Here is a 21,517-nt window from a genome sequence, read left to right as displayed (position 1 = left end):
CGTTAAAAGTCCTTTATCAACTTAATGTAACTGACTGTTTACTTTCCACTGATAGATAGTCATGTGCACTCAAAGGGGCGCTAATGTAATAACCCTGCAACATGGCATTTTCAAAACTTTTTATATAATCTAACTGATATCGATTTTCAACGCCCTCTACAATGACGGTCAGTTTAGAGCGCTTCGCCGTCGACATGATCTGTTCAAGCGATTTAGAGGTGGCGTGCCTGTCACGTACTTCGCCTATATAAGACTTGTCTACTTTTATTGTTTTGTAGTAACCATTACTGAGAAGTTGATAACTCTTTCTATCATTGCCAAAATTGTCGATTGAAAATCGACACCCTAAATTGATAATTTTGCGCATATTGCTTTTAATCAATTCGCTTTCTGTCAAAGTATCATTTTGCTCAACCTCAAAAACAATAAAGCTCGCAATTGATGGGGCACCTTTTAGTAATTGTTTAAGATGACCAAATAAGTGCTCAGTGTTTAGCTCTTGCTTAGTAATATTGACATGAATGGGCGTCAGATCCTTTTTGCTATCTAGCTGGACTTTGAGCAAAGAAAACACTTGGTTAAGCACAATCTCCGTCATTCCCTCTTGTAAACCGGGTTGACTCTTAAGCATCGGGATAAAAGTTTTTGGTCCAAGGTTTTTATGATTTTTCCAGCGGATCAACGCTTCATAGCGTTTGGGTTTGTCCAGATCACTCGGAATGTACATTGGCTGAAACACCAAGTAAAAATCATCTGGATTAAACGAGATGCTGCTCGTGAGCTTTCTAAGCACATGCTTTTTATACATTTCAGCTTTATACAATTGCTCATTATGAAAAAAAGTGCCATCTTCACTCTCCAATGCGTGATCCATCGAATAAGTTAACCTACGTTGCACTTTGTCCATACCGTAAATCGCCGAATATCCCGTCAAACTTAACGATGATATCGCATAGTCAATAGGTACCTTGGTACCACTGATTAACACCTGTTCGGGTAGTTTATGTAATATGTCTTTTTGCTTTTCTATGGCTTCTTGCGTATTTGCCCCTGTACCTTGAGTGACAAATGCCATCAACATATATTCAGAATCGTATAAGGCTAATGCAAAAGGCTCACAAGACTTACTAATCGTATTAAACAACTCAGAGAAAGACGCTAACTGTTCATCTATGTCATCAAAAACAGGTTGTTTACCTAACTTAATCAAAGATATGTGGTACCGAGTAAACTTTCGCTCAACTTTGAGCAGCTTTTGCATAAATTGACGGTAGTTTGGAATATCACTATCACCGTGATAGAAAATCTTTTTGCTCAGCGCCGATTTTGCTTTTTTAATTTCTCGTAATGCTTTTTGATCTTTTTTCCGTAAAGTACTCATCCGTACTAAAGCCACACTACTGACCACAGCCACACCAACTGCCAGTAATAAAAATAGATTATTCATGGTGTATCCTTTAATGCGAAAAATTTTCTCGCATTAAACAATACAAAAGTGAAGAAAGTATGTGTTTATTATAGAAACTTGTCAGAATAATTACTTCATCGGCGCGGCACTTTGTTAGCCGGTCGGTTAAGCACCCTACTTGTTAAATATTGTTGAGTCATCTGATGTATATTCAACAATTTCCGCAGAGGCTAAATGACTAAAAAAACTGTGCTAAATAATCATTATGATGATGTCCGTTTCCAATATTCTCCGTAACCCACTGGTCATTGTAGTAGGTATTTAGGTAGCGCTCACCACTGTCGCAAATCAATGACACAATGGCTCCCGTTTCTCCTTGACGTTTCATCCTATCAGCAAGATGCAATACGCCCCATATGTTCGTCCCTGATGAAGGCCCCACCTTACGCCCTAGCTGTGCACTCAGCCAATGCATCGCTGCAATACTTGCTTGATCCGGTACTTTGAGCATTTCATCGACTACACCAGGTATAAAAGAAGGCTCAACTCTGGGACGACCTATCCCTTCTATTTTACTGCCACAATGATGCGTCAAGGTCACATCTTGTGTCTGATAATAATCATAAAAAACAGAATGCTCAGGATCAACAACCATGAGTTCTGTCTCGTATTGCTGAAAACGTATATATCGACCTAGCGTCGCGGAAGTCCCCCCTGTACCTGGGCTCATCACTATCCAGCTCGGTATACTAAAAGGCTCATCTGCCATTTGCTTAAAAATACTTTGCGCAATGTTATTATTTCCCCGCCAATCAGTAGCCCGCTCCGCGAACGTGAATTGGTCCATATAAAACCCTCCCATTTGCTCAGCAAGCTCCCTTGAGACGGCGTAGATCTGATCGGTTTGTTCAACTAAATGACATTGTCCATTATAAAACTCAATTTGCTTTATTTTTTCCCGCGCCGTGGACTTAGGTACGACAGCAATAAACGGTAAACCCAATAGCTTAGCAAAATAAGCTTCTGATACTGCTGTACTCCCTGAGGATGACTCTATGATGGGGGTATCCTCATTTATTTTCCCATTACATAACGCATATAAAAATAATGAACGTGCTAGACGGTGCTTTAAAGAACCCGTTGGGTGCGTGCTCTCATCTTTTAAGTAAATAAGTATATTAGGATGGCTTTTTAAGTCTAATCTAATCAGGTGGGTGTCTGCAGAGCGAGTGTAGTCTGCTTCAATTGTTTTAATCGCCCAATTTATCCACTGTCGATTCATAATTTACTCCCGAACTCATTCACATCAATAGTGCTCTAAGACTGGCATCTTTTTGATGCCAGTGCAAAAGTTCACGCTGAATATTAAGCCTCTTTGAATTAAACGTGTCCTTCAATTGACTGAGTATGATGTAATCTATTTTTTGGGTCTAGCTGAGCTTTGATCCGCTGTAGGCGAGGATAATTATCCTTGTAATAGAGCACTTGCCAATTATCTAAATCAACGTCAGGGTAATTCACATAACACCCATCCATCACTCCATCTGAGACAGGCCCTAATGCACCGTACATTCGAGTGTAAAGCTTACGCATCCAGTCAATATTATAGTCATCATGAAAAGTGAAAACCAGTACGCTTGATATTGTAATTTTAAAATAGAATCACGGTGCGATACGGCCGTATCATATTTCCCAATAGTATTTATTTTCCCACCATAAGACGATATTTGTACCGCCGCTGCAGGGTTTATAAAACCATCAGCAGTGAGCATTTCCCAAAGAGTGTCTATTTGATGTTCAGGAAAAACATCATTCATATACGCGGATTTGTACTTGGCCCTTGCGCCACCAGCTCCACCACCACCGACAGTTACTGCCATCCACCATGGAATCGTTAAATAACTCCCTAAAGGCTGTGGCGCATTTAGAGAGTTTGGCACTAAGCTGCGAGAAGCTTCTCGGTGTGGCGCGAAACTCACTTCTGCAGCTCGTAGTTGTGGCTCATCAAAAATAGCGATAATAAAATCGTCAATTAATGCTGGCGTATCACCGCTATAAGTGATCATTAAATCCAGCGAGCTGGCTGGACCTACTTTTTTATTCAATGTAAATGACGTATGTAGTCCATTGTACTTATTATTTTCACCGCGGTTTATCGCGAAAAAATGCGCATAACGTTGTAACAATGCAGCAATACATGCCACGTAAAGGGCTTTAAACAGCTCGGCTTCTGCACCCTGCATATACATTCAATCTTCAATATTTACATGGTATTAACTATATATCGGTTCACGATTAGAACAAATGCCACTTTAGTACGCATTAACAAGTGCACGCATAAAAACCCTTTTATTGCCTTTATAAATGCAATTTCATTTCCACCAGTGAACTCCTTAGACCAAGCTTTTCATATGCCTTAATCGCTGAGACATTCTCGCTATACACATCCAAATAAAAATCACATATCCCTTTTGATTTTGACCAATCAATCAAATGTTCAATAACCGCTTTATTTAACCCCTTTCCACGATGCTCTGGTACAACATACATAAACCCTAAATAACCATACTTTTCATGTAAAACCGATTGCTTTGAAGTGCGAATTTGAACATAACCGGTCGCGATGATAGTTGCTTGGTGTTCTACGACCAGTAAATAAGTTTGGCTATCGGCGATAAGAAAAGGTAAGTCATAATAGCGTGCTTGTTGCGCTTTCAAGGCGTCATTGAATGGTCTTTCAGCTTCAACTACCGCTTGTTCAAACTGCTCCAATCGAAATAAGTCTTCTAATGTTGCAACCCGAAAAATCATGTTAATACCCATTATTTAATTCACTTTGAATATTAAAATACGTTTTTTATGCCCGATAAACATAAAAAGCACCTTAGTGGTGCCTTTTATATTTAAAAATATAGTTGAGCTAAAATTTACCAACCACTTTTACTTTATCTGTCACTTTAGCGCTATCTATATAGCCAATACCTTCTGGATTATTCATAACAAAATCAATGACGGCTTGGTCATTACTTAATGGGTTTGGTGGCGTGCCTTTGCCCGTAAAAATCAACTTAGACCAATAAGCCTTAAACTGACTATTCGACTTGCCAACCACATTTTGCGTAAATGCTTTTGCAACAGATGTACCCGTTTGAGCTACAGCTTTCACTTTAGTCCCATCAGCATAAGATTTCGATTTTCCTAAATATATTTTTGATATCGCACTTTTATCTAAACTATTGCCATTACTGGCGTTCACGATTACAGCAACCTCAGCATTGACATAAAAGGCACTCATAAATAAACATAAAGCAATTTGGCTTTTCATTGTTCACTCCTTAAAATACTAAATCTATCGCCACTGCCAACACATCTATATCTTGATCAGTGATATCATCATTATAACGGCTTAAATCAACTTTAAGCGCAGCTGAAGGGTGAAAATCATAGCGAGCACCTACGCTCACAGTACTGCTCTCCTGCTTAGCTCCCAACAAAACTTGGTTAGTGACATCTCGTAATAATGGTGAATTTGCATTCGTTGGATCTAGTGACACGGGAATAACTGTTCCATTCGGCCCAGAAATGGAAGCCGGTACTGTATTTAACCGATTAGAATCATGCTCATCATCGTTATTTTCGTAAGTTAAATGCACGGTCCAGTCATCTATTCGATACCCAACGGATGCATAATACTGTGTTTGATCTGGCAATAAGCTATTCTCAACTTCTATTTCGGTATACTCTGCATCAAACAGAAAATTATCGTAATCGATAGAAAACCCTAAACCAAAAAACGCGCCATCATCTTCACTGATTAGCAAACTATTTGCTTGATTATTCAAGCCATATCCATTTAGAGCCGCGGTTAAGCCGACAACACTAGAGGCACTGATTGTCGTTTCAGCAACGATGTAAGCAGCTCTTGCACTAAACCAGTCATAGGATATAGTCCAATTTATACCCGCTAAGTCATTCAACTCAACTTGTTCTGGAGTCGCCCCCGCTGCAGAGGGGACCCTACCCGAGAATGAACCGTATATAAGCTGAGTTGTCGAGTCCCAATCGCCCAATGTGGTCGAGTGTAATAGGTTTAAGCCTTCATATGTTGAAAAAGCAAAGTTATAAACAGATTGAGGAGGCCTCACCCAGCGATAAGCATATCCAACATCTAGAAAATCGGAATAGCGATAGAATGGGATCCGCATTTTTCCACCACTCACTTTTAAGTCATCATTGATTTGATAACTCACATAAGCCCATTCAAATTCGGCGTCAAAATCTTCGTTACCTCGAGCAACAATTTGTGCTGTGGCACTCAGTCTATCTTGTAAGTCAGACGACAGTTGTAATGCAAACATACTCTCATTTTTATAAGAAATATCATCGTCATAACCATACAATGTCGTATTGTCATCTAACGTTTGACCAGCAACAATGGATGCAAAACCATTAATCCTAATTTCAGCTTGTACATTTAGACTAATACAAGCCAAACTAACAACAGCAGCGAGTAGTCGTTTCTTCATAGCATCATTCCATACTTAATAAATTTTACGTTGATTTCAATGTGAGTATAGACGCTAGAATCCACTTTATTGATTTATTTGATGGTTATAAAAAACTTAACTGAAGAATATAAGCATATGATTAATAACTTAAATAGGTACTTAACTTAACAGCCACTGAGTACGGATGCCGATGCTCACTCCTTATTCGCAAGGGCCCAAGCGTGAGAGGTAATGATTATTCATGCAATAAAAAGGCCACTTAAATGTGGCCTTAATATAAATAAAATACTTGCCTCAATTTAAGATAAATTCCTCAATAATCCTTGCGTATTTTGCCGCATTGTATTTGCCACCATAAAATATCCGATTGTCGCAACAAACGCGGCACCACTGATTGGCCCTAAAAGCCATATATACCAATGTAACCGCCCAGCAACATCAAAAAGCTGCTGCTGAATAAGCAATAACGCCACATCACTCACAAGGGCAGCAACAAATCCAGCAATAGCTCCCAGCAATACAAATTCATACAGTGTCGCCAGCTTAATTAAGCGCCCTCTAGCCCCTAAGGTTCTTAGAATCACCACTTCTTGCATACGTTCAGCTAAACTGGCCTGAACTTGAGAGATCAAGACCAGTGCACCACTGACTAATACAATCGACAATACAAACCCTATCGCAAGCGACACCTGCGCGATGATTGATTGTGCTTGCTCCAAGCGACTCTTAATATCTATCATACTCATCGTTGGATGACGCTGCAGCAATTGACTCACACCTTTATTATGCTGTGCTTCCAATTTAGCGGCACTGAAATAAGTTACCGGCGTTTTACCTGCCATATTTGGGCTTAATATCATGACAAAGTTAGGCTTCAACGTACCCCAATCGACACTTCTAAAACTGGTCACTTTCGCATCAAAACGCCGTTCATTAGCCAAAAATGAGATCGTATCACCCAATTCTAGATCGAGTACTTCTTTCCAGCCTTCAAATACCGACACTTCAATGTCATCACCATTACTAAACCACTCACCTTCAATCACTTCATTGCCTTCAGGGATTTCTGACAGCCATGTTAAATTTGGTTCTCGGCTAACGCCCTCTCGAGCATCTTCATCGCGCTCTTCTCCCTCTTGCTTTGATACTCGACGTGCAAGCTCTTCGCCATTAATGGCATTAACCCGTGCATTAAATACGGGGTAAAATGCTTCATGGGTTATATTATTGTCATTGAAAAAAGTGGTAATTGGTTCAATATCCTGCTCAGCAATATTGATGAAAAATGCGTTTGGTGCGTCAGCTGGCACTTGCATTTCCCAATCTGAAATCATGTCATTTTTTAGAACCACTAAAAATAACATCAGCTTAATCGCCAAAGCGAAACTAATGAGCTGCACCGCATTGGCGTTCGCCCGCTTTTGTAAGGTTGCAATTGCCAGTGACCAACTTGACCCTGGGCTTAAACCTAACTTTCTCCCAAATGAGAAAAGCGCCCTAGAAATACCAAATAATACTCCAATTACCAATAAGCTAGATCCAAACAAAATAAGTGTAATTACTATTTCACCGCTGAATAGCCACATTAATAAAAAAATAGTGAACAAAGATGATGCCATATGAATACGGCTTATCGCTAAGCGGTCGCCTAAATTTCGGCGCAAGACCCTCAGAGGTGGAATATCGAACAAATCAAGCAAAGGTTTTAATGAAAACATTAAAGCGCAAGTCATACCTATAAATGCCGACAATAACCATGGCTTTATGCCTGCACTAGGTAACTCCGCCCCCATAAACTGTGCTAGGTAATTTGCACCGAAGTACTGCAATACAAAGCCGATGCTCAACCCGATAATAATTGAAACACTCGTCACTAATGCGAGATGCGTTAAAAATATTTTGCGTATTACAACTCGGCCTCCTCCGAGTGTTTTCATCATTGCTACAGGGTCATATTGCCTTTCACAATAACGTTTTGCAGAGACAGCCATTGCCACTGCCGCGAGCATAATACCGAACAAGCCAGCCAATAATAAAAATCGCTCCGCACGCGCCAAGTTTTCACCTAATGGTGATTGGCGATCTTTTACCCCTTCCCAATTTTGATTTTCTTTCAATTGTGGCTTTAGCCATAAATAATAGTCAGACAACTGTGCGTCAGTACCCGCAAACAACAAACGGTGAAATACCCTACTGCCAACTTGAACGGCTTTTGTACTGGCAATGTCGGCATAGTTTAACAATACGCGTTTATTACCAGCGAGTGAAAAAAACGGCGCATCAGGTTCACTGACCAAGACTTTGCTAATGGTAAATTGACCAGCTCCAAGCTCAACTGTGTCACCAACATTCACGTTCAAGGTATAAAACAGCCCTTCACTGAGCCAAATATTACCACTTTTAGGCCCACCACGAATTTCATAACCCACACTCTCTAACGTGTCTTTTATTTCCACCATGCCTCGTAATGGATACTGCTCAGTGACCGCTTTCACTGATCCCAAAACTAGCTCATCATTTGCAAATAGCATTGAGTCAAAAAATAACAGTGACGCCGTTTCTAACCCTTGTTGATTGGCTTCATTAATATAATTGTCAGTAAAAGCATGGTTACTAGATAGTCTGCGATCTGCAGCAATGAAGTCACTGGTTTTTTTCTCAATATTTAAACCTATTCGTTCAGTGACTGAGGACAAACTAAATACGGTTAAAACCGCCAAAGCAATTGCCGCAAATATAATCGTCAACTCACCACGACGAAGCTCTCGAGCAAACAATTTAAATGCTAATTTAACCCACATTAACCGCTCCCCCTTCACTGATCTGCTCTAACTTGCCTCCTTCAATATGAATCACACGTTGGCAACTCTGCGCAAGGTGTTCATCATGCGTCACTAAAATTAATGTGGTTCCATTTTGTTTATTCAAATCAAACAATAGTTTTTCAATTAGCTGGCCATTTTTGCTATCTAAATTTGCAGAGGGTTCATCCGCAAATAGAATCTTTGGTTCACCAATAAAAGCACGAGCTATGGCCACCCTTTGTTGCTCTCCCCCCGAAAGTTGAGAGGGGTAATGTGCCAATCTATGAGACAACCCCACCTTCTCAAGTAACGCAATCGCTTGCTCCTTGGCATTAACATCACCAGCGAGCTCTGCCGGAAGCATCACATTTTCTAATGCGGTAAGACTTTGCACCAACATAAACGATTGAAACACAAATCCTACCTTTTGCGCCCTAACTTGAGCCCGTGCTTCTTCATCTAATGTACTTAAAGCATCACCATCAAGGTGTATGTCGCCGTCAGTCGCAATATCCAACCCAGCTAATAAACTCAGTAGCGTTGACTTACCTGAGCCTGATGCTCCTACAATAGCAACTGACTCCCCAGACTTGACAGAAAAATTAATTTCGCTAAGGATAGTAAGGTCCCCTTCGAGGGTACTCACTCGTTTGGTTAACCCTGCGACTTGAATTATATTTAATTGAGAAAGTACTGACATGACTCGTTTTTTCCTAAAGTTTACGGTGTTATTTATCTTAACGCTGCTTCCATTTACTAGCGTCGCAAAAGACAAAATAATGCTCATTGGTGACAGCTTAAGCGCAGGCTACGGCTTGAAACAAGCCCAAGCATGGGTTTATTTGTTACAAAATAAATACGCAGCAGAAAAAAAACCGATCGAAATAATCAATACGGCCATTAGTGGACAGACAACAGACAATGCCTTACTCAAAATTGACGCCTGGCTACAAACACATAAACCAAGTCACGTTTTAATTGAACTCGGTGGTAATGATGGGATTCGGGGCTTTCCAATTAAGATACTAAAAAAGCATCTCACGCAATTAGTCGAAAAGAGTCATCTATCAGGTGCCAAAGTAGCGCTAATGGAGATTCAAATTCCGCCGAATTTGGGGCCGCGATATACCCGTATGTTTACCGAAAGCTATCAGTCTGTGGCAGAGCAAACAAATACATATTTAATGCCGTACTTTATGACTTCAATCGCTGTCGATAACTCTCTGATGCAAAATGATAATTTACATCCAAATGCCAAGGCACAACCCATTATTCGTGATTTTATGTACACAGAAATAGATAAATGGCTAGCAAGTTCGAAGTAAACCTTTACAGGAAAGGCGAGAAATCGCAAAGATAAGAAGGTTTAGTAAACACAAAGCCCTTTCTTAATTAAAAAAGACAAGCACTTTGTGAATACTGAGCATACATGGCTTAATGCTTTGCAGTAAGCCATTTAATAAAACTTCGGGCATCACCTGTTGTGGCGAACCGAGTATTTTTCATTCCTGTCCTGTCCGCATAAATTACGGTACTTTTATTTACAGAAATAGATTGCACTGGATGTGCGATTTGGATCATAGATCCGTTATATTCATATGACATAGAAAACTCACAATAATTTGTATCCAGACTCTATACTGGATTAATTTAATATAAGCTTCACTACAGTTTTGACGATATTCCAACATGTAAACATGTTCAAGAGGACTTTACTTTAGCAACGAGATTTCGAGTCTTGCTTTTGGTCGCCGTACAATAATTCAGCTTTCGTTTTTTAATGCTGGCTTACTGGATCAGGGTAAGAAAGGACATTACAACAATGATTATTAAAATCAAGAGGAGGAATATACCAAATAAAAATCAACTACACAACAAAAAAATTAATGGAATTCCAAATCCTTGTTTCCCTAAACTCAATGTTCACTATTTCCATAAGCTTAAAACATTACTGTGGGTGATTTATTTGTTTTCAAGAGCAATGTACAAAAAAATACTTTTGCTAGAGATTTAATCTAAACTTGACCTGTCTCCTGCTCATAAACTGCGATAAAACTTTTCATTTACCTACGCATCAGGTAATTTCCCCTCTATGCATCGTAAGAATAAGGCTGAACTCATTGCACAAACCTAAAATAACAATTCAATATTGTGTGTTATGCCAGTGGCTACTTCGTAGCGGTTGGCTGGCTCAAGAGCTTCTTTCTACATTCTCTGATGATTTAGCTGAAGTATCACTGTCACCCGCGAGCAAAGGAACCTTTAAAATATATTACAATAACACACTGATTTGGTGCAGGGAGTTAGATGAAGGATTTCCTGAGGCGAAAATACTCAAGCGCCGTGTGCGTGATCAATTAGACCCATCGAGGTCTCTGGGGCACATAGATACGTAACAACCATAAAGTGCTTAAAAAGCAACAGCATATCTGCCTTTAGTAGTAATTCAATGCACTTAATATGATTTATCTTCAGTTATATAAATAACTTTTAACGATTACATCCCGATTTTGTAATGAATATGTTATGCTTGCAAAAAAATAAAAACAGGTACGTCCCAATTGGGGTATGAAAAATATCATGAAATTCAGATTTAATGATTTTGAGTTTGATTGCGATACGCTCACGCTTTTTAATGCTGGTAAAAAGTTTTCCATTAAAGAAAAGCATGCGCAAATGCTCGCGATATTACTACTCGATACAGACAAAGTGCACAGTAAAGCCGAATTACTAAAAAAGGTGTGGCCAGAGAAAACCGTCTCTGATCAAATGGTATTCCAAAGTATTGGACACCTCAGAGCCCTGTTTGGGGATGACGCAGTAAAGACTTTTTCTCGCAAAGGCTATCAATGGCAATTACCATTAGAGTCGGTAAATCAACAAGCAAACAGTGACAAACCGAACCATACGCCTGAAGCAACATCTTCACATGTTACTAGTGAGCCTACATCAAACAACGCTGATAATTTACCTTGGTTCAAACGTGCATTAGGTAAAATACAACAAAAGTTCGGCTACTAGTTTTGTAGCCAAACATTTTAGCCTTTACAACACATGGTGACGCAACGTGCAAGCTTCATTGTTTATGTAAATCGTACCATTAGAATAATACAAATCGGCTTATTGGAGCTTAACACCATCTTCTTGGCGTTCTAATACTATTTTTAGCGCATCATCCATTTTATTGATGAAATCATATTTAAATGGGTATTTTTTACTTTTCTCCCTTAAGTAACCAATATGTGCTGTACGCCGTAATATCACTTTGTCTTCAATAAACTGTTCTAGTCGAATACTCGGATCTGAATGCCTGATATTATTCAAACCAATGAGCGTAGATAACCTATCATTGATATAACAATCGATACGCTGTTTACGCATCTTCATTATATTTGAACGTATATTCCTATTTTCCCATACCTTGATCTTGCCACGCTTTTGCGCCTCCATTAGGGCAGCGTCTAAAATCATAAAACCAGCGTTAAGCCCAACATTAATTGGCTCAGCTGAATCAGGCCGTGATAACACATTGACAAGGGTCTTACCTTGATTACAAAAAGCAACCACCGCTTCTTCTTGTAATGCGATGGAATAAGGCCAAATAAAAGGCCTTTTTTTCATATGAATATACGGGGGCATCAACGCAAATGCAGCCCCTTGCTCCAGCGCGGCAACACCCCGCTTCCAAGGCACAGGTTGTAACTCTATCTCGTATTCATCTTTTAGTAAACGTGCAGCTTGGCGCACTAAATCAACATAAATCCCATACAAGTAGCCATTACTTTCATAGGTATATGGAGGGTAACTATCATCCACTAAAATAGTTACTTTTTGCACTTTAGATTCTAATGTTGTTTGTGCCAATAGCGTTGAACTCACTAATACGGCCACACAATAAATCACTAAAAGTACTTTATATCCCATTATTCATACTGCCACTTTGTACTGAAATCATATCTAAAACCAACAGAAATCGAGTCAAATTCATTTTTATTATCAAACGATTTCGTTAGGTACTCCAAATGTAAGCGCAGCGAATCAACAGGCAGCCATTCTAACGTTAGATTGTATCCGTCAAAGCTCTGGTTATTTGGGTCTAGGCTTATATGCCCATCATCAAAATCAAAAAAGCCTGCTTTAAGCTTATAATGTTTAGTAAGCTGATAAGCCATCGACATGTCAAAAGTATGCCCATCTCGGTTTCCCGTATAATAATCATACTCCTTCGCTTGATAAGCAAGCGCTGCATAAAAATCATCGGTGAACTGGTAAGCCAATGCCCCTGACCACAACGTGCTGTCTCCCAGTTTTTGCTCTTGCTCATAGGCAGTATTATGTTGATATGTTACAGCAGCATGAATGCCATTTTTATCGTAGCTCAAACCGATATTAATTAAGTCAGCTTGGTTATCCCCCTCCTTACCGTCAAATTGCCCCACGGCAATAAACGTAACAGGACCCGTTTCATAACGGTACGTCACCAAATTATCGACGAAGAAAATACTTTCTGGGTCATAGGCAAAAGGGCTCGCACCATGGTTAAAAATATCCACATACTCAGCTATAAATAAGTACTGAGCGGGTCTTTGTTTGCCAATACCAAAACGCCCATAAGGCGTAGATAAAGCAGTATAAGCGCGTCTAGAGCGACCAAAGTTGCCTTCATTCGCCAAATCAATGCTCCATTCACCGTGCAATTCAGCACGCCAACCGGGTTGAAACTCATGAACCGCCTTAATACCGGCATGAGATAACGCATCTCGCACATCTAAATTACTTTCATCTTGCTCATCAATTAACCCAAATGTTGGCCTTACCGTTGCGTATACTCGTACCTCTTTCTCACGCTTAGGCTCTACTTGTGTTGTCGAATGTAACGCCGATACCGCTCTCGTTTTGTCTTTTGCTTTTGGCCTTTTCACCGCTTGAATTGACTGAGAGTCAGAACTTTGTGCTATTAGGCGAGCTTTTAGTTCGGCAAGCTGTGCTTCAAGTGCTTGAATATCAGCCATTGTTACCGGTCTTTGTGCTGCATATGCAGGTATCGTTGCGCAACTGATCAATACACAAAACATCCCGATATTTGAGTAAGTTACATTTTCCATTTTGTTCACATTTAAGGGTTGCGAATAATCGAATTATAGTCAACACTTTGCATACATGAGTGTTTTTTAATCAGCGGTAGAAATTATAATGAAAATCCGTACTAAGTTTTCCGTCGCCTCAGCGCTCGTTATTCTGACTATCATTTGCGTTACAACATTATCGACATACTGGTTCGTCAATGACTCGATGAAAAATAAGACACGCGCATATGTGACGGATAATGCCGCCTTACTTTCCATCAGTATCGACAACTGGCTGGCATCCAAAGCACATCAAATAGAAGTTGTAAAAAGTCAGTTAGAGCAAGATTTTAGCCCAAGTGAATTTCAACGAGTACTGGACACTCCGTACTTTCGTACCGCATTTTTACTCAGTTTTGGGACACTAGAAACAGAGACCGGCTTACGCTCTAATGACCCAAATAGACGAAACCCTCCGAATGTGGATTTTAAACAACGACCTTGGTACCAGCTCGCGCGATCAAAACAAAGTACGGTTTTTACTAGCCCATATACCGACGCTGCCACAGGTGACTTGTTACTGTCTGTTGTGTCTCCGATAAACACCGCGAATGGCTTTGCCGGTGTTATTGGGGGAGATTTAAGCCTAGATACCATCGCTAAAACAGTGAACGCAGTGAACTTTGATAATACCGGATACGCCTTTCTCGTTGACCAAAGTGGGGTCATTATTTCTCACCAAGAAAGCGATTATAATGGTAAAAACGTCAATAGCTTGTACCCTGGTTTAAATACCAACCAATCTGATCAACTCATTGAAATAGCAACCAGAGATGGTCAAAAAATATTTTATTTACACCAGCTGAAAAATGAGTTTGGGACTGACTGGTACCTGGCAGTGCTCATGGACAAAGGCTTAGTTTATAGTACATTAACTGATATCACGGTGAACTCACTTGTGATCGCTATCCTGGCTATTTTGTTCGGATCAGTCATCATGAGAAGTTTAGCGATTAAGCTGCTTCAGCCACTACGAGATTTAGAGCAAACCATTACAACAATGGCCAGTGGTGGAGGGGATTTAACCAGACGATTAGAGATCATAAACAAAGATGAATGTGGAACGGTTGCTCGACAATTTAACCGCTTTTTGGAATCACTACAGCTGTTAGTAAAAAGCGTTAAAGAGCGCGCCGATCTTGTTGTTAATAGTAGTGATGAAGCCCGAGAGTTGTCGACTCAGTCAACACAACGATTGGATCAGCAGGTAAGCTTAATTGAAAGCTTAGCAACTGCGATGCATCAAATGAGTACCACGTCGTCGGAAATTGCAAGTAGTGCACAGCAAGCTGCAACCTCTATCACTCAAGTGAATGAAAAAACCGAGCAAGGACAAGAGGTATTCAGTTTGGCTCGCTCCCATATCACGGATTTATCTGACGAAATATCTAAGTCACATGAATTAAGCACGCAATTAGCCGAGTATAGTAAAAGCATTGAGAACATTTTATCAGTGATAAATGGCATTGCCGAACAAACTAACTTACTTGCCCTTAATGCAGCAATAGAAGCGGCACGCGCTGGTGAACAAGGGCGAGGGTTTGCAGTCGTGGCTGATGAGGTTCGCTCGCTTGCGTCTAAAACACAAGAGTCAACCACTGAAATAAAATCCATGATTGGTCAAATACAGGTTTCTTCAAACCAAGTACAAAGCGCAATGGGCTCAAGTCGAGAGAAAACACAGTCGTGCGTCGAACAAACAGAGCAGGCCACCGTGATGCTCAGCGACATTTCTGAATCTGTTAAAGAGATTATGGATCGCAATATTCAAATTGCCACTGCGATAGAAGAACAAAGTGTCGTTATTGAAGAGATCAATAAGAATACCAGTTATATCAATGACATTAGTGTAGAAGTCGGAAGCTTTGCTGATAAGCAATTTTCGGCGAGTGGGAAATTAGCAGGCCATGCGCACGAACAAGAATCACTGCTTTCTAAGTTCACATTGTAAGCGCTGTACAATCAACAATCGCAAAAAATTAGCGATGAGCTATTGCGGCATATATCGATGCCCAACGCGTACTTGATAGGTTTTATTCCACAGTATGCCTAGTAAAATGCTCTGCTGAAAAATAGCATAGCCAACTCTAGCGCTCACGGCTCAACTTTCGCTGGTTGCACTGTTGTATTACCGAGTGCTTTTGTTCCGTCGACAATTCATGCCAGTCTAAAATTTCTTGGAGTGTTCTATAACAGCCAATACATACATCGTTATTATCCAAACAGCAGCGTCTTACACACGGTATATCAATTGATTGAGTAAGCGTTATAGAGTGAGTATATTTAACCGAGACCATCACACTCTCCATTACTAAGAAGCACTATAAATTTAATCATGGGCTAAAATACAGTGCAACACAATAAAACATACCTAACCTCAGGTTTGGATAAGGGTTTTGGAATAGAAAATGTTTTGAAAACAAACTTACGTACAATCCAATGATGCTATTTTGTTCAATATCAAGGCGCTTTTATGCAGTAATAGCGGGCTATTACAAATGAAAGCAACGCCGAGAGTGAGAAAAATAGCTTTATTGGGCAAATTCGCTTATCCAGAGCTGAGGTTACCTAATAACGGGAGTTCGGTGTTAAAACGTTAAACTGATCTGAGTGCCACCTCTGGTTGAATCTAGCACAAAGCCAATATCAAGTTGTTCACAGAGCCTTTTAACAATATTTAGTCCTCGTCCTAGCCCTTCACTATCACTCCCTTTAGTGCCAGCCTCAAGTACATGAGGATGTAACTCTGAACTTATTCCTTTACCAGTATCGGTAATGGTTAATACTGGCGCACAATAGCGGATACTAACGCAACCTTGTTCTGTGTACTTGAATGCATTTCCGATTAAATTATTCAGTAAAATCAACAAGCTCATTGGCTCTATAGGTACTTCACATTCTCTATTGATTACCACATCGATATCAATTTCTGGGTTCTTCAAGTATTGATATTGTTGTAAAATACTTTGCTCTACTAGCTTTAATAATTTACTCGTCCCTTTGCTTTCATGATCTTCTCTTGCCAACGCAAGCAGTGCTTGCAAACTTTGCTCTATTTGATGTTGTGCATTTTCTATACGACACATCAACTTTAACTGCTGCTCATCTAAATTTGTTTGCTTAAGCAAGGTAATCGCACCTTGGCTAATCGTTACTGGAGTGCGTAACTCATGCGACACGTCTCTGGTAAAGTTTTGCTCACGGGTAACAAATGAGCGAATTCGCTTCAACGCAGCTTCCAATGTCATTGCAAAAGTGCCGATTTCATCATTTTTAAACTTATGAGCAAAACCTGAAGGAAGCCTCTCAACTGGCGCAGTTTCAATTATTGCCATTAAGCTATCAAGTGGCTTGAGTAACCTTTTAGCCACACTGTATGATGCTAGCGCCATAACAACCGCAATTGATATTGCAATCGCCAACATAACGAATAAAAAATACAACATACCTTCTCTGAACTTTCTAACAATCAAATGATCACTGACTTCAGCCACCAAAAACCCAGGGGTCAAAGATAAAAAATGATAATGTAACCCGTTACTATCAGACACTTCTACACTTGTTGGGTCATTTAACCAAGATAGACGGACGGTGCGGGGCAACGTATCCTCGTTAGGGTAAAACCTAATAAACTCAAGTCTCGGAACGGGTAAGTTCCCTTGAGCTAGCTGCTTTTCCACTACCACCTGTTCATCTTTCAATAGCGCATAGAAAAAGTTGTCCTCTACATTATATGCAAATAGAAAACTCGTTATGCTATACAAAATACTAATTACGACGGTAGTACAAACGAAGTACCCTATTACCCGGTTTCTCAGTTGATCCGTTTTCATTCTTTAATCACCCATATCAGCTTCGTTATAAACTATCTAACGCAAATCCAACACCATGGAGCGTTTTTATTACAGGTTTATCAAATGGCCTATCTAGTACTTTGCGTAATTGATAAACATGCGATCGCAACGCATCTGAATCAGTATGTTCATCCCCCCAAATTTTATCGCATAACTCACTGCGACTCACTGCCCGAGGGTATGCTTCTAATAAAATTGTCAAAATTTGTAGTGGTATCGGTTGCAACATAATAGCTTGCCCATCACGGACAACCTGTTGAGTTTGCTTATTTAAAGACACTGGGCCAACTTGTAATGTATGTGTACAATTTAATAAATGACGTTGTGATAGTGCGTTACAACGCGCCCATAACTCTTCTAACGCAAAAGGTTTTGTTAAATAATCATCAGCGCCCATATTAAAGCCAATCAACTTATCTTCGAGCGTGTCTCTGGCCGTCAGCATAATGATCGGTATATGTCGTGTCGCGTTTGCCCTTATAGCAGAGCAGACCTCTAACCCATTACTTTTTGGCAGCATAATATCTAACACGATACAGTCATAATATTCACCAAGTGCCAGCTCAATTGCTTGTTCACCATTAATGGCAAAGTCAGTCACTGCACCATGCAACTGAAAATAATCGGCAATGTTATGACTAATATCGCTATGGTCTTCAACTATCAAGATTTTTAATGAATTGGCCAATGTAATATGTCCTTGTGCATTAATGCTAAGTGCTGGCGAAAAATGATGGCATAGCCTTCGTGAAAATTATGTGAAACGCGCGCTATCGCTTCTCAGCGAGAATAGACTTTATTCTCCTTTACTTTCGTGGTGTAAATGATGAAGTGGTACCTGAGAAAGTAAGGGCGTCCGAGTTCATCTATACCATACGAGGCATCACGCCTCAGTTTCTTTTTAAGGTATAAATTAGATATAAATTAGGTATACTATTGCCGTATGGATAAAAAATAACAATATCAACAAGGAATTACAATGAAGCTTAAAGCATTATTTCTATCTTTGATGACACTAACAACCTTTGCTGCCACAGCGACGAATGATTTAACTGGCACAGTCAGCGAAATGAACATACGCTCTGATAAGTTAAATAATGATCACATTATTTATTTTCGTTTAAATGCCCATAGCACCCATTCAACTTTCGCAAAATGTGTGGCCAAGGGTGCCAGCATAGTTTGGGAATTAGATCTCAAGTCCCCTGTATTTCAACAACAGTATGACTTACTCATGAGGTCATATAGTGAACAATTACCAGTGCGGGTAATCGGACAAGATAACGTCTGTAACACACACGATACCTCATCAGATCAAGTATTTGAATTAAGCCCTATAAATTGGAATGACTTGCTGGCTAAACCAGAAAATAGCATAGAGAATGACATGACAAACTGAGTATAGTCATATACTCAGTTTGCAGAGTTAAAGCCACATCCACAGTGGCTTTAACGACCCTTATTGAGGTCATTAATGACTTAGTGCGTAGCCGCCCTTTAAATGACCTACATGCTCAAAGCCCAACCTAGTCAATGCATTCGCCGCCACCTGTGAACGGCTACCACTGCGGCAAACCAAAATAATTTCCTCGCCCTTTTTGTAACTTTGTTGTGCAATAAAATTCGCTAACCGCGTCAATGGCACGTTATTATTAAATGATTGGTCGTGACTTAATGCATACTCATGTGGTTCACGAATATCAATCAGTTTAATATTGTGGTGACTTTGCATTCTGACCGCAAGAGAATCACTATCGTACTCGCTCACCTTAACGCGAGAGCATGGCTCTATAAACGCCCCACACATAATTTCACTGCCCTGCTCATCATCAATGTGCTTATCTAACGCAGTCTTTGCACTAATAAACTCATCTGCTGAAATTTGCGCGTCAATCACACTTTGCAGCAGGGCATTGCGATTAAGCTCTACATCAAAGGTGGTTACAAACTCATTATGATAATCATGACTTGGACATAATAGCCCTTGCTTAGCCGTTAACTTAGCTAAAGACCTTAAACTGTCATACATCGCCGACGCGTTGCTAGATTCAAAATTCGTTCTACCAACACTCCCCATCAAAACTAAGTCACCACAAAATGTAAAGCGTGGGACCAAGTTTCCTTTAAAGAATTCGCTTTTATCACATAACAATAACGAGATACTATCACTTGTATGCCCTGGCGTAGCAACATGCACTAAACAGTGTTCGCCAAACTCAATATAGTTAAAAGACTGACCCTCAAATGTATTACTCGCGCTGTTTAATGGCCACCCTAATTCATCACATTCTTGATCTGCTAAATGCGTTTGCGCCAAAGCAACACGACCTGATATATGATCTGCGTGTCCATGGGTATCAATCGCCGCTATAAGCGACAACTTTTGACACTGTAAAATAGTCAGTAAACGGTTGCTTAATTCTGGGAGGGGATCAATAACCACTGCGCTATGAGTGCGTTTATCTGCATATAGCCATGTGCAACTTCCACCCACTTTTAGTTGTAATAAGCCTTCTAACTCTTCACGTTCGTCAATAGCGCCATCGGCACGCAATAAACAGCTGTGGCCTAGCGCTTGGGCACAATGTTGAATTCTTTCACAAGCCGCATCGATTTGGTGCTGTGTCATTGCAGGACCAAATGACATACGGATTGCCGATTCGCTTTGCCACTGTGCTAAACCCATAGCATCTAATACAAAACTACGAGTGACTTTCGAGCTACATGCGGAACCGGAACTTACACGTATATTTGCCGCATCAAACAAGTCCATGATCTCTTTAGAAGTGAACCCTGGGATAGAAAAATTCAGCGTAGTTGGCACGCTGTTATCAAAACTGTGATTAAATACCACTGTAGGGAAAGCATGTTTAAGCGATAGAGCCAACTGAGCACGAAACTGTTTGAGCACTGAGGTAGGGGAAAATTGCTTTTCACCCAGACCCAATATTTCGTCAAAAATAACACTTAATGCAGCTAAACCTGGCAGGTTTTCAGTGCCTGAACGCAATCCACTCTCTTGACCCCCCCCCGCTATAAAGGGGGTAAAAGGCGCACCTTCTCGTATATAAACAAACCCGATCCCCTTAGGCCCGTAAAGCTTATGACCACTAAATGGTGCATAATCAATGCTGATATTCGCCAGGTCCATTTTAGTTTTCCCCAATGCTTGAACACAATCAACCATCCAATAAACATTAGGGTTAGAGGTACGAATCGTTTTTTCAAGTAACAGCAAGTCTTGATATACACCAGTTTCGTTATTGACTGCCATAGTACAAATCATTAGCGCATTAGGCACTTCTCGAGCAATAAATGCCATATCAAGCGTACCTCGCTCATCAACAGGTATCGCCACAATTTTAGCGTCAATCTCTAAAATTCGGTTCCAATGTTTTAATGACTCCGGTACAGCCTTGTGTTCGGTGGCGCCATATAAAATAGAATATTGCTCACCCACTTTTATTTGAGATTTTGCTGCATACAAAGCAGATAAAATACCCGTTTGAATACCTTCTGTCGCACCACTGGTAAAAATAACCTGGCCAGCTCCAGCACCTAACACCTCAACTGCTTTGCGTCTTGACTGAACCATAATCTCTTTTGCCTGCAAACCACAAACATGGCTACTACTTGGGTTACCAAACATTGTTTCCATCGTCTTCATTGCCGCTGCCGCTGCACTTGGAAGCACAGGTGTAGTCGCATTTGCATCTAAGTAGATTTGTTTTAGTACTTCAGGGTTACGCATGAACTGACCTCAATATTGAGAACTAATTATATAGAATATAGCGGTTATAACTAAATAATATATGTA

20 protein-coding genes are annotated in these 21,517 nt (G+C 40.2%); 5 read left to right on the top strand and 15 right to left on the bottom strand.

Features of this window, described 5'->3' with window-relative positions; genetic code table 11:
- Positions 1–16: 16 nt before the first annotated feature.
- The 9 genes from J8L98_RS19620 to J8L98_RS19580 form a co-directional block, all read right to left on the bottom strand.
- Positions 17–1,447, bottom strand: a complete 1,431-nt coding sequence (locus J8L98_RS19620; protein WP_210997820.1) for an EAL domain-containing protein — start codon at positions 1,445–1,447, stop codon at positions 17–19.
- Positions 1,448–1,646: 199 nt separating this feature from the next.
- On the bottom strand, positions 1,647–2,690 hold the full coding sequence (locus tag J8L98_RS19615) for a PLP-dependent cysteine synthase family protein (RefSeq protein ID WP_192509607.1): 1,044 nt from the start codon (positions 2,688–2,690) through the stop codon (positions 1,647–1,649).
- A 98-nt stretch (positions 2,691–2,788) separates the two neighbouring features.
- Positions 2,789–2,980, bottom strand: coding sequence for a BBE domain-containing protein (locus J8L98_RS19610; RefSeq protein ID WP_210997819.1), 192 nt, complete (start codon positions 2,978–2,980; stop codon positions 2,789–2,791).
- Complete coding sequence (locus J8L98_RS19605; RefSeq protein WP_210997818.1) at positions 2,965–3,651, bottom strand: hypothetical protein; 687 nt, start codon at positions 3,649–3,651, stop codon at positions 2,965–2,967. The genes J8L98_RS19610 and J8L98_RS19605 overlap by 16 nt, the downstream gene beginning before the upstream one ends.
- Positions 3,652–3,766: 115 nt before the next feature.
- Positions 3,767–4,219 carry a GNAT family N-acetyltransferase gene (locus J8L98_RS19600; protein ID WP_210997817.1) on the bottom strand — a complete coding sequence of 151 codons (453 nt, stop codon included), beginning with the start codon at positions 4,217–4,219 and terminating at the stop codon, positions 3,767–3,769.
- 109 nt (positions 4,220–4,328) lie between these two features.
- Positions 4,329–4,733, bottom strand: coding sequence for a phosphate ABC transporter substrate-binding protein (locus J8L98_RS19595; protein ID WP_192509603.1), 405 nt, complete (start codon positions 4,731–4,733; stop codon positions 4,329–4,331).
- 10 nt (positions 4,734–4,743) lie between these two features.
- Positions 4,744–5,934, bottom strand: a complete 1,191-nt coding sequence (locus tag J8L98_RS19590) for a porin (protein ID WP_210997816.1) — start codon at positions 5,932–5,934, stop codon at positions 4,744–4,746.
- Positions 5,935–6,215: 281 nt separating this feature from the next.
- On the bottom strand, positions 6,216–8,717 hold the full coding sequence (locus tag J8L98_RS19585) for an FtsX-like permease family protein (RefSeq protein ID WP_210997815.1): 2,502 nt from the start codon (positions 8,715–8,717) through the stop codon (positions 6,216–6,218).
- Positions 8,707–9,420, bottom strand: coding sequence for an ATP-binding cassette domain-containing protein (locus J8L98_RS19580; RefSeq protein WP_192509600.1), 714 nt, complete (start codon positions 9,418–9,420; stop codon positions 8,707–8,709). Before J8L98_RS19580 ends, J8L98_RS19585 begins: the two co-directional genes overlap by 11 nt.
- Here J8L98_RS19580 and J8L98_RS19575 point away from each other — a divergent pair.
- From J8L98_RS19575 to J8L98_RS19565, 3 genes are all read left to right on the top strand, one after another.
- A complete protein-coding gene (locus J8L98_RS19575) occupies positions 9,419–10,045 on the top strand; it encodes an arylesterase (protein WP_210997814.1) in 627 nt (208 codons plus the stop codon). The genes J8L98_RS19580 and J8L98_RS19575 overlap by 2 nt on opposite strands.
- Before the next feature lie 795 nt (positions 10,046–10,840).
- Entirely contained in the window at positions 10,841–11,116 is a 276-nt protein-coding gene (locus tag J8L98_RS19570; protein ID WP_192509597.1) for a SelT/SelW/SelH family protein, read from the top strand.
- Positions 11,117–11,300: 184 nt separating this feature from the next.
- On the top strand, positions 11,301–11,741 hold the full coding sequence (locus J8L98_RS19565) for a winged helix-turn-helix domain-containing protein (RefSeq protein WP_247682628.1): 441 nt from the start codon (positions 11,301–11,303) through the stop codon (positions 11,739–11,741).
- Between the two features lie 99 nt (positions 11,742–11,840).
- Here the strand turns inward: J8L98_RS19565 and J8L98_RS19560 are convergent, their stop codons facing one another.
- Positions 11,841–12,644, bottom strand: a complete 804-nt coding sequence (locus tag J8L98_RS19560; protein WP_210997812.1) for a transporter substrate-binding domain-containing protein — start codon at positions 12,642–12,644, stop codon at positions 11,841–11,843.
- Positions 12,644–13,825, bottom strand: coding sequence for a porin (locus tag J8L98_RS19555; protein WP_210997811.1), 1,182 nt, complete (start codon positions 13,823–13,825; stop codon positions 12,644–12,646). Before J8L98_RS19555 ends, J8L98_RS19560 begins: the two co-directional genes overlap by 1 nt.
- 88 nt (positions 13,826–13,913) lie before the next feature.
- Here J8L98_RS19555 and J8L98_RS19550 point away from each other — a divergent pair, with 88 nt between their 5' ends.
- Positions 13,914–15,797: a methyl-accepting chemotaxis protein gene (locus J8L98_RS19550; RefSeq protein ID WP_210997810.1), complete on the top strand. Its 1,884-nt coding sequence runs from the start codon at positions 13,914–13,916 to the stop codon at positions 15,795–15,797.
- Between the two features lie 136 nt (positions 15,798–15,933).
- On the opposite strand, the gene J8L98_RS19545 is transcribed toward J8L98_RS19550, so the two are convergent.
- From J8L98_RS19545 to J8L98_RS19535, 3 genes are all read right to left on the bottom strand, one after another.
- Positions 15,934–16,143 (bottom strand): DUF1289 domain-containing protein, encoded by a 210-nt coding sequence (locus J8L98_RS19545; protein ID WP_192510154.1) that lies wholly within the window; start codon positions 16,141–16,143, stop codon positions 15,934–15,936.
- 291 nt (positions 16,144–16,434) lie between these two features.
- Positions 16,435–17,679 carry a HAMP domain-containing sensor histidine kinase gene (locus J8L98_RS19540; RefSeq protein ID WP_210997809.1) on the bottom strand — a complete coding sequence of 415 codons (1,245 nt, stop codon included), beginning with the start codon at positions 17,677–17,679 and terminating at the stop codon, positions 16,435–16,437.
- 25 nt (positions 17,680–17,704) lie between these two features.
- Positions 17,705–18,394, bottom strand: coding sequence for a response regulator transcription factor (locus J8L98_RS19535; RefSeq protein ID WP_210997832.1), 690 nt, complete (start codon positions 18,392–18,394; stop codon positions 17,705–17,707).
- 285 nt (positions 18,395–18,679) lie between these two features.
- Between J8L98_RS19535 and J8L98_RS19530 the strand changes: the two genes are divergently transcribed.
- Positions 18,680–19,099: a hypothetical protein gene (locus tag J8L98_RS19530; protein ID WP_210997808.1), complete on the top strand. Its 420-nt coding sequence runs from the start codon at positions 18,680–18,682 to the stop codon at positions 19,097–19,099.
- Between the two features lie 72 nt (positions 19,100–19,171).
- On the opposite strand, the gene J8L98_RS19525 is transcribed toward J8L98_RS19530, so the two are convergent.
- Entirely contained in the window at positions 19,172–21,451 is a 2,280-nt protein-coding gene (locus J8L98_RS19525) for an aminotransferase class V-fold PLP-dependent enzyme (RefSeq protein ID WP_210997807.1), read from the bottom strand.
- Positions 21,452–21,517: the final 66 nt, after the last annotated feature.

The organism is Pseudoalteromonas sp. MMG013 (genome assembly GCF_018100885.1).
Classification (GTDB): Bacteria; Pseudomonadota; Gammaproteobacteria; order Enterobacterales; family Alteromonadaceae; genus Pseudoalteromonas; species Pseudoalteromonas aurantia.
Note: the sequence above shows the minus strand (reverse complement) of the source record. Positions and strands in the feature narration are given on the sequence as shown.

Coding starts and splice junctions, on each gene's coding strand:
- J8L98_RS19605 (WP_210997818.1), bottom strand. CDS start 3,651: ATGCAGGGTGCAGAAGCCGAGCTGTTTAAAGCCCTTTACGTGGCATGT.
- J8L98_RS19595 (WP_192509603.1), bottom strand. CDS start 4,733: ATGAAAAGCCAAATTGCTTTATGTTTATTTATGAGTGCCTTTTATGTC.
- J8L98_RS19565 (WP_247682628.1), top strand. CDS start 11,301: ATGAAATTCAGATTTAATGATTTTGAGTTTGATTGCGATACGCTCACG.
- J8L98_RS19615 (WP_192509607.1), bottom strand. CDS start 2,690: ATGAATCGACAGTGGATAAATTGGGCGATTAAAACAATTGAAGCAGAC.
- J8L98_RS19555 (WP_210997811.1), bottom strand. CDS start 13,825: ATGGAAAATGTAACTTACTCAAATATCGGGATGTTTTGTGTATTGATC.
- J8L98_RS19560 (WP_210997812.1), bottom strand. CDS start 12,644: ATGGGATATAAAGTACTTTTAGTGATTTATTGTGTGGCCGTATTAGTG.
- J8L98_RS19585 (WP_210997815.1), bottom strand. CDS start 8,717: ATGTGGGTTAAATTAGCATTTAAATTGTTTGCTCGAGAGCTTCGTCGT.
- J8L98_RS19525 (WP_210997807.1), bottom strand. CDS start 21,451: ATGCGTAACCCTGAAGTACTAAAACAAATCTACTTAGATGCAAATGCG.
- J8L98_RS19575 (WP_210997814.1), top strand. CDS start 9,419: ATGACTCGTTTTTTCCTAAAGTTTACGGTGTTATTTATCTTAACGCTG.
- J8L98_RS19610 (WP_210997819.1), bottom strand. CDS start 2,980: ATGTACGGTGCATTAGGGCCTGTCTCAGATGGAGTGATGGATGGGTGT.
- J8L98_RS19545 (WP_192510154.1), bottom strand. CDS start 16,143: ATGGTCTCGGTTAAATATACTCACTCTATAACGCTTACTCAATCAATT.
- J8L98_RS19550 (WP_210997810.1), top strand. CDS start 13,914: ATGAAAATCCGTACTAAGTTTTCCGTCGCCTCAGCGCTCGTTATTCTG.
- J8L98_RS19620 (WP_210997820.1), bottom strand. CDS start 1,447: ATGAATAATCTATTTTTATTACTGGCAGTTGGTGTGGCTGTGGTCAGT.
- J8L98_RS19530 (WP_210997808.1), top strand. CDS start 18,680: ATGAAGCTTAAAGCATTATTTCTATCTTTGATGACACTAACAACCTTT.
- J8L98_RS19600 (WP_210997817.1), bottom strand. CDS start 4,219: ATGATTTTTCGGGTTGCAACATTAGAAGACTTATTTCGATTGGAGCAG.
- J8L98_RS19580 (WP_192509600.1), bottom strand. CDS start 9,420: ATGTCAGTACTTTCTCAATTAAATATAATTCAAGTCGCAGGGTTAACC.
- J8L98_RS19590 (WP_210997816.1), bottom strand. CDS start 5,934: ATGAAGAAACGACTACTCGCTGCTGTTGTTAGTTTGGCTTGTATTAGT.
- J8L98_RS19540 (WP_210997809.1), bottom strand. CDS start 17,679: ATGAAAACGGATCAACTGAGAAACCGGGTAATAGGGTACTTCGTTTGT.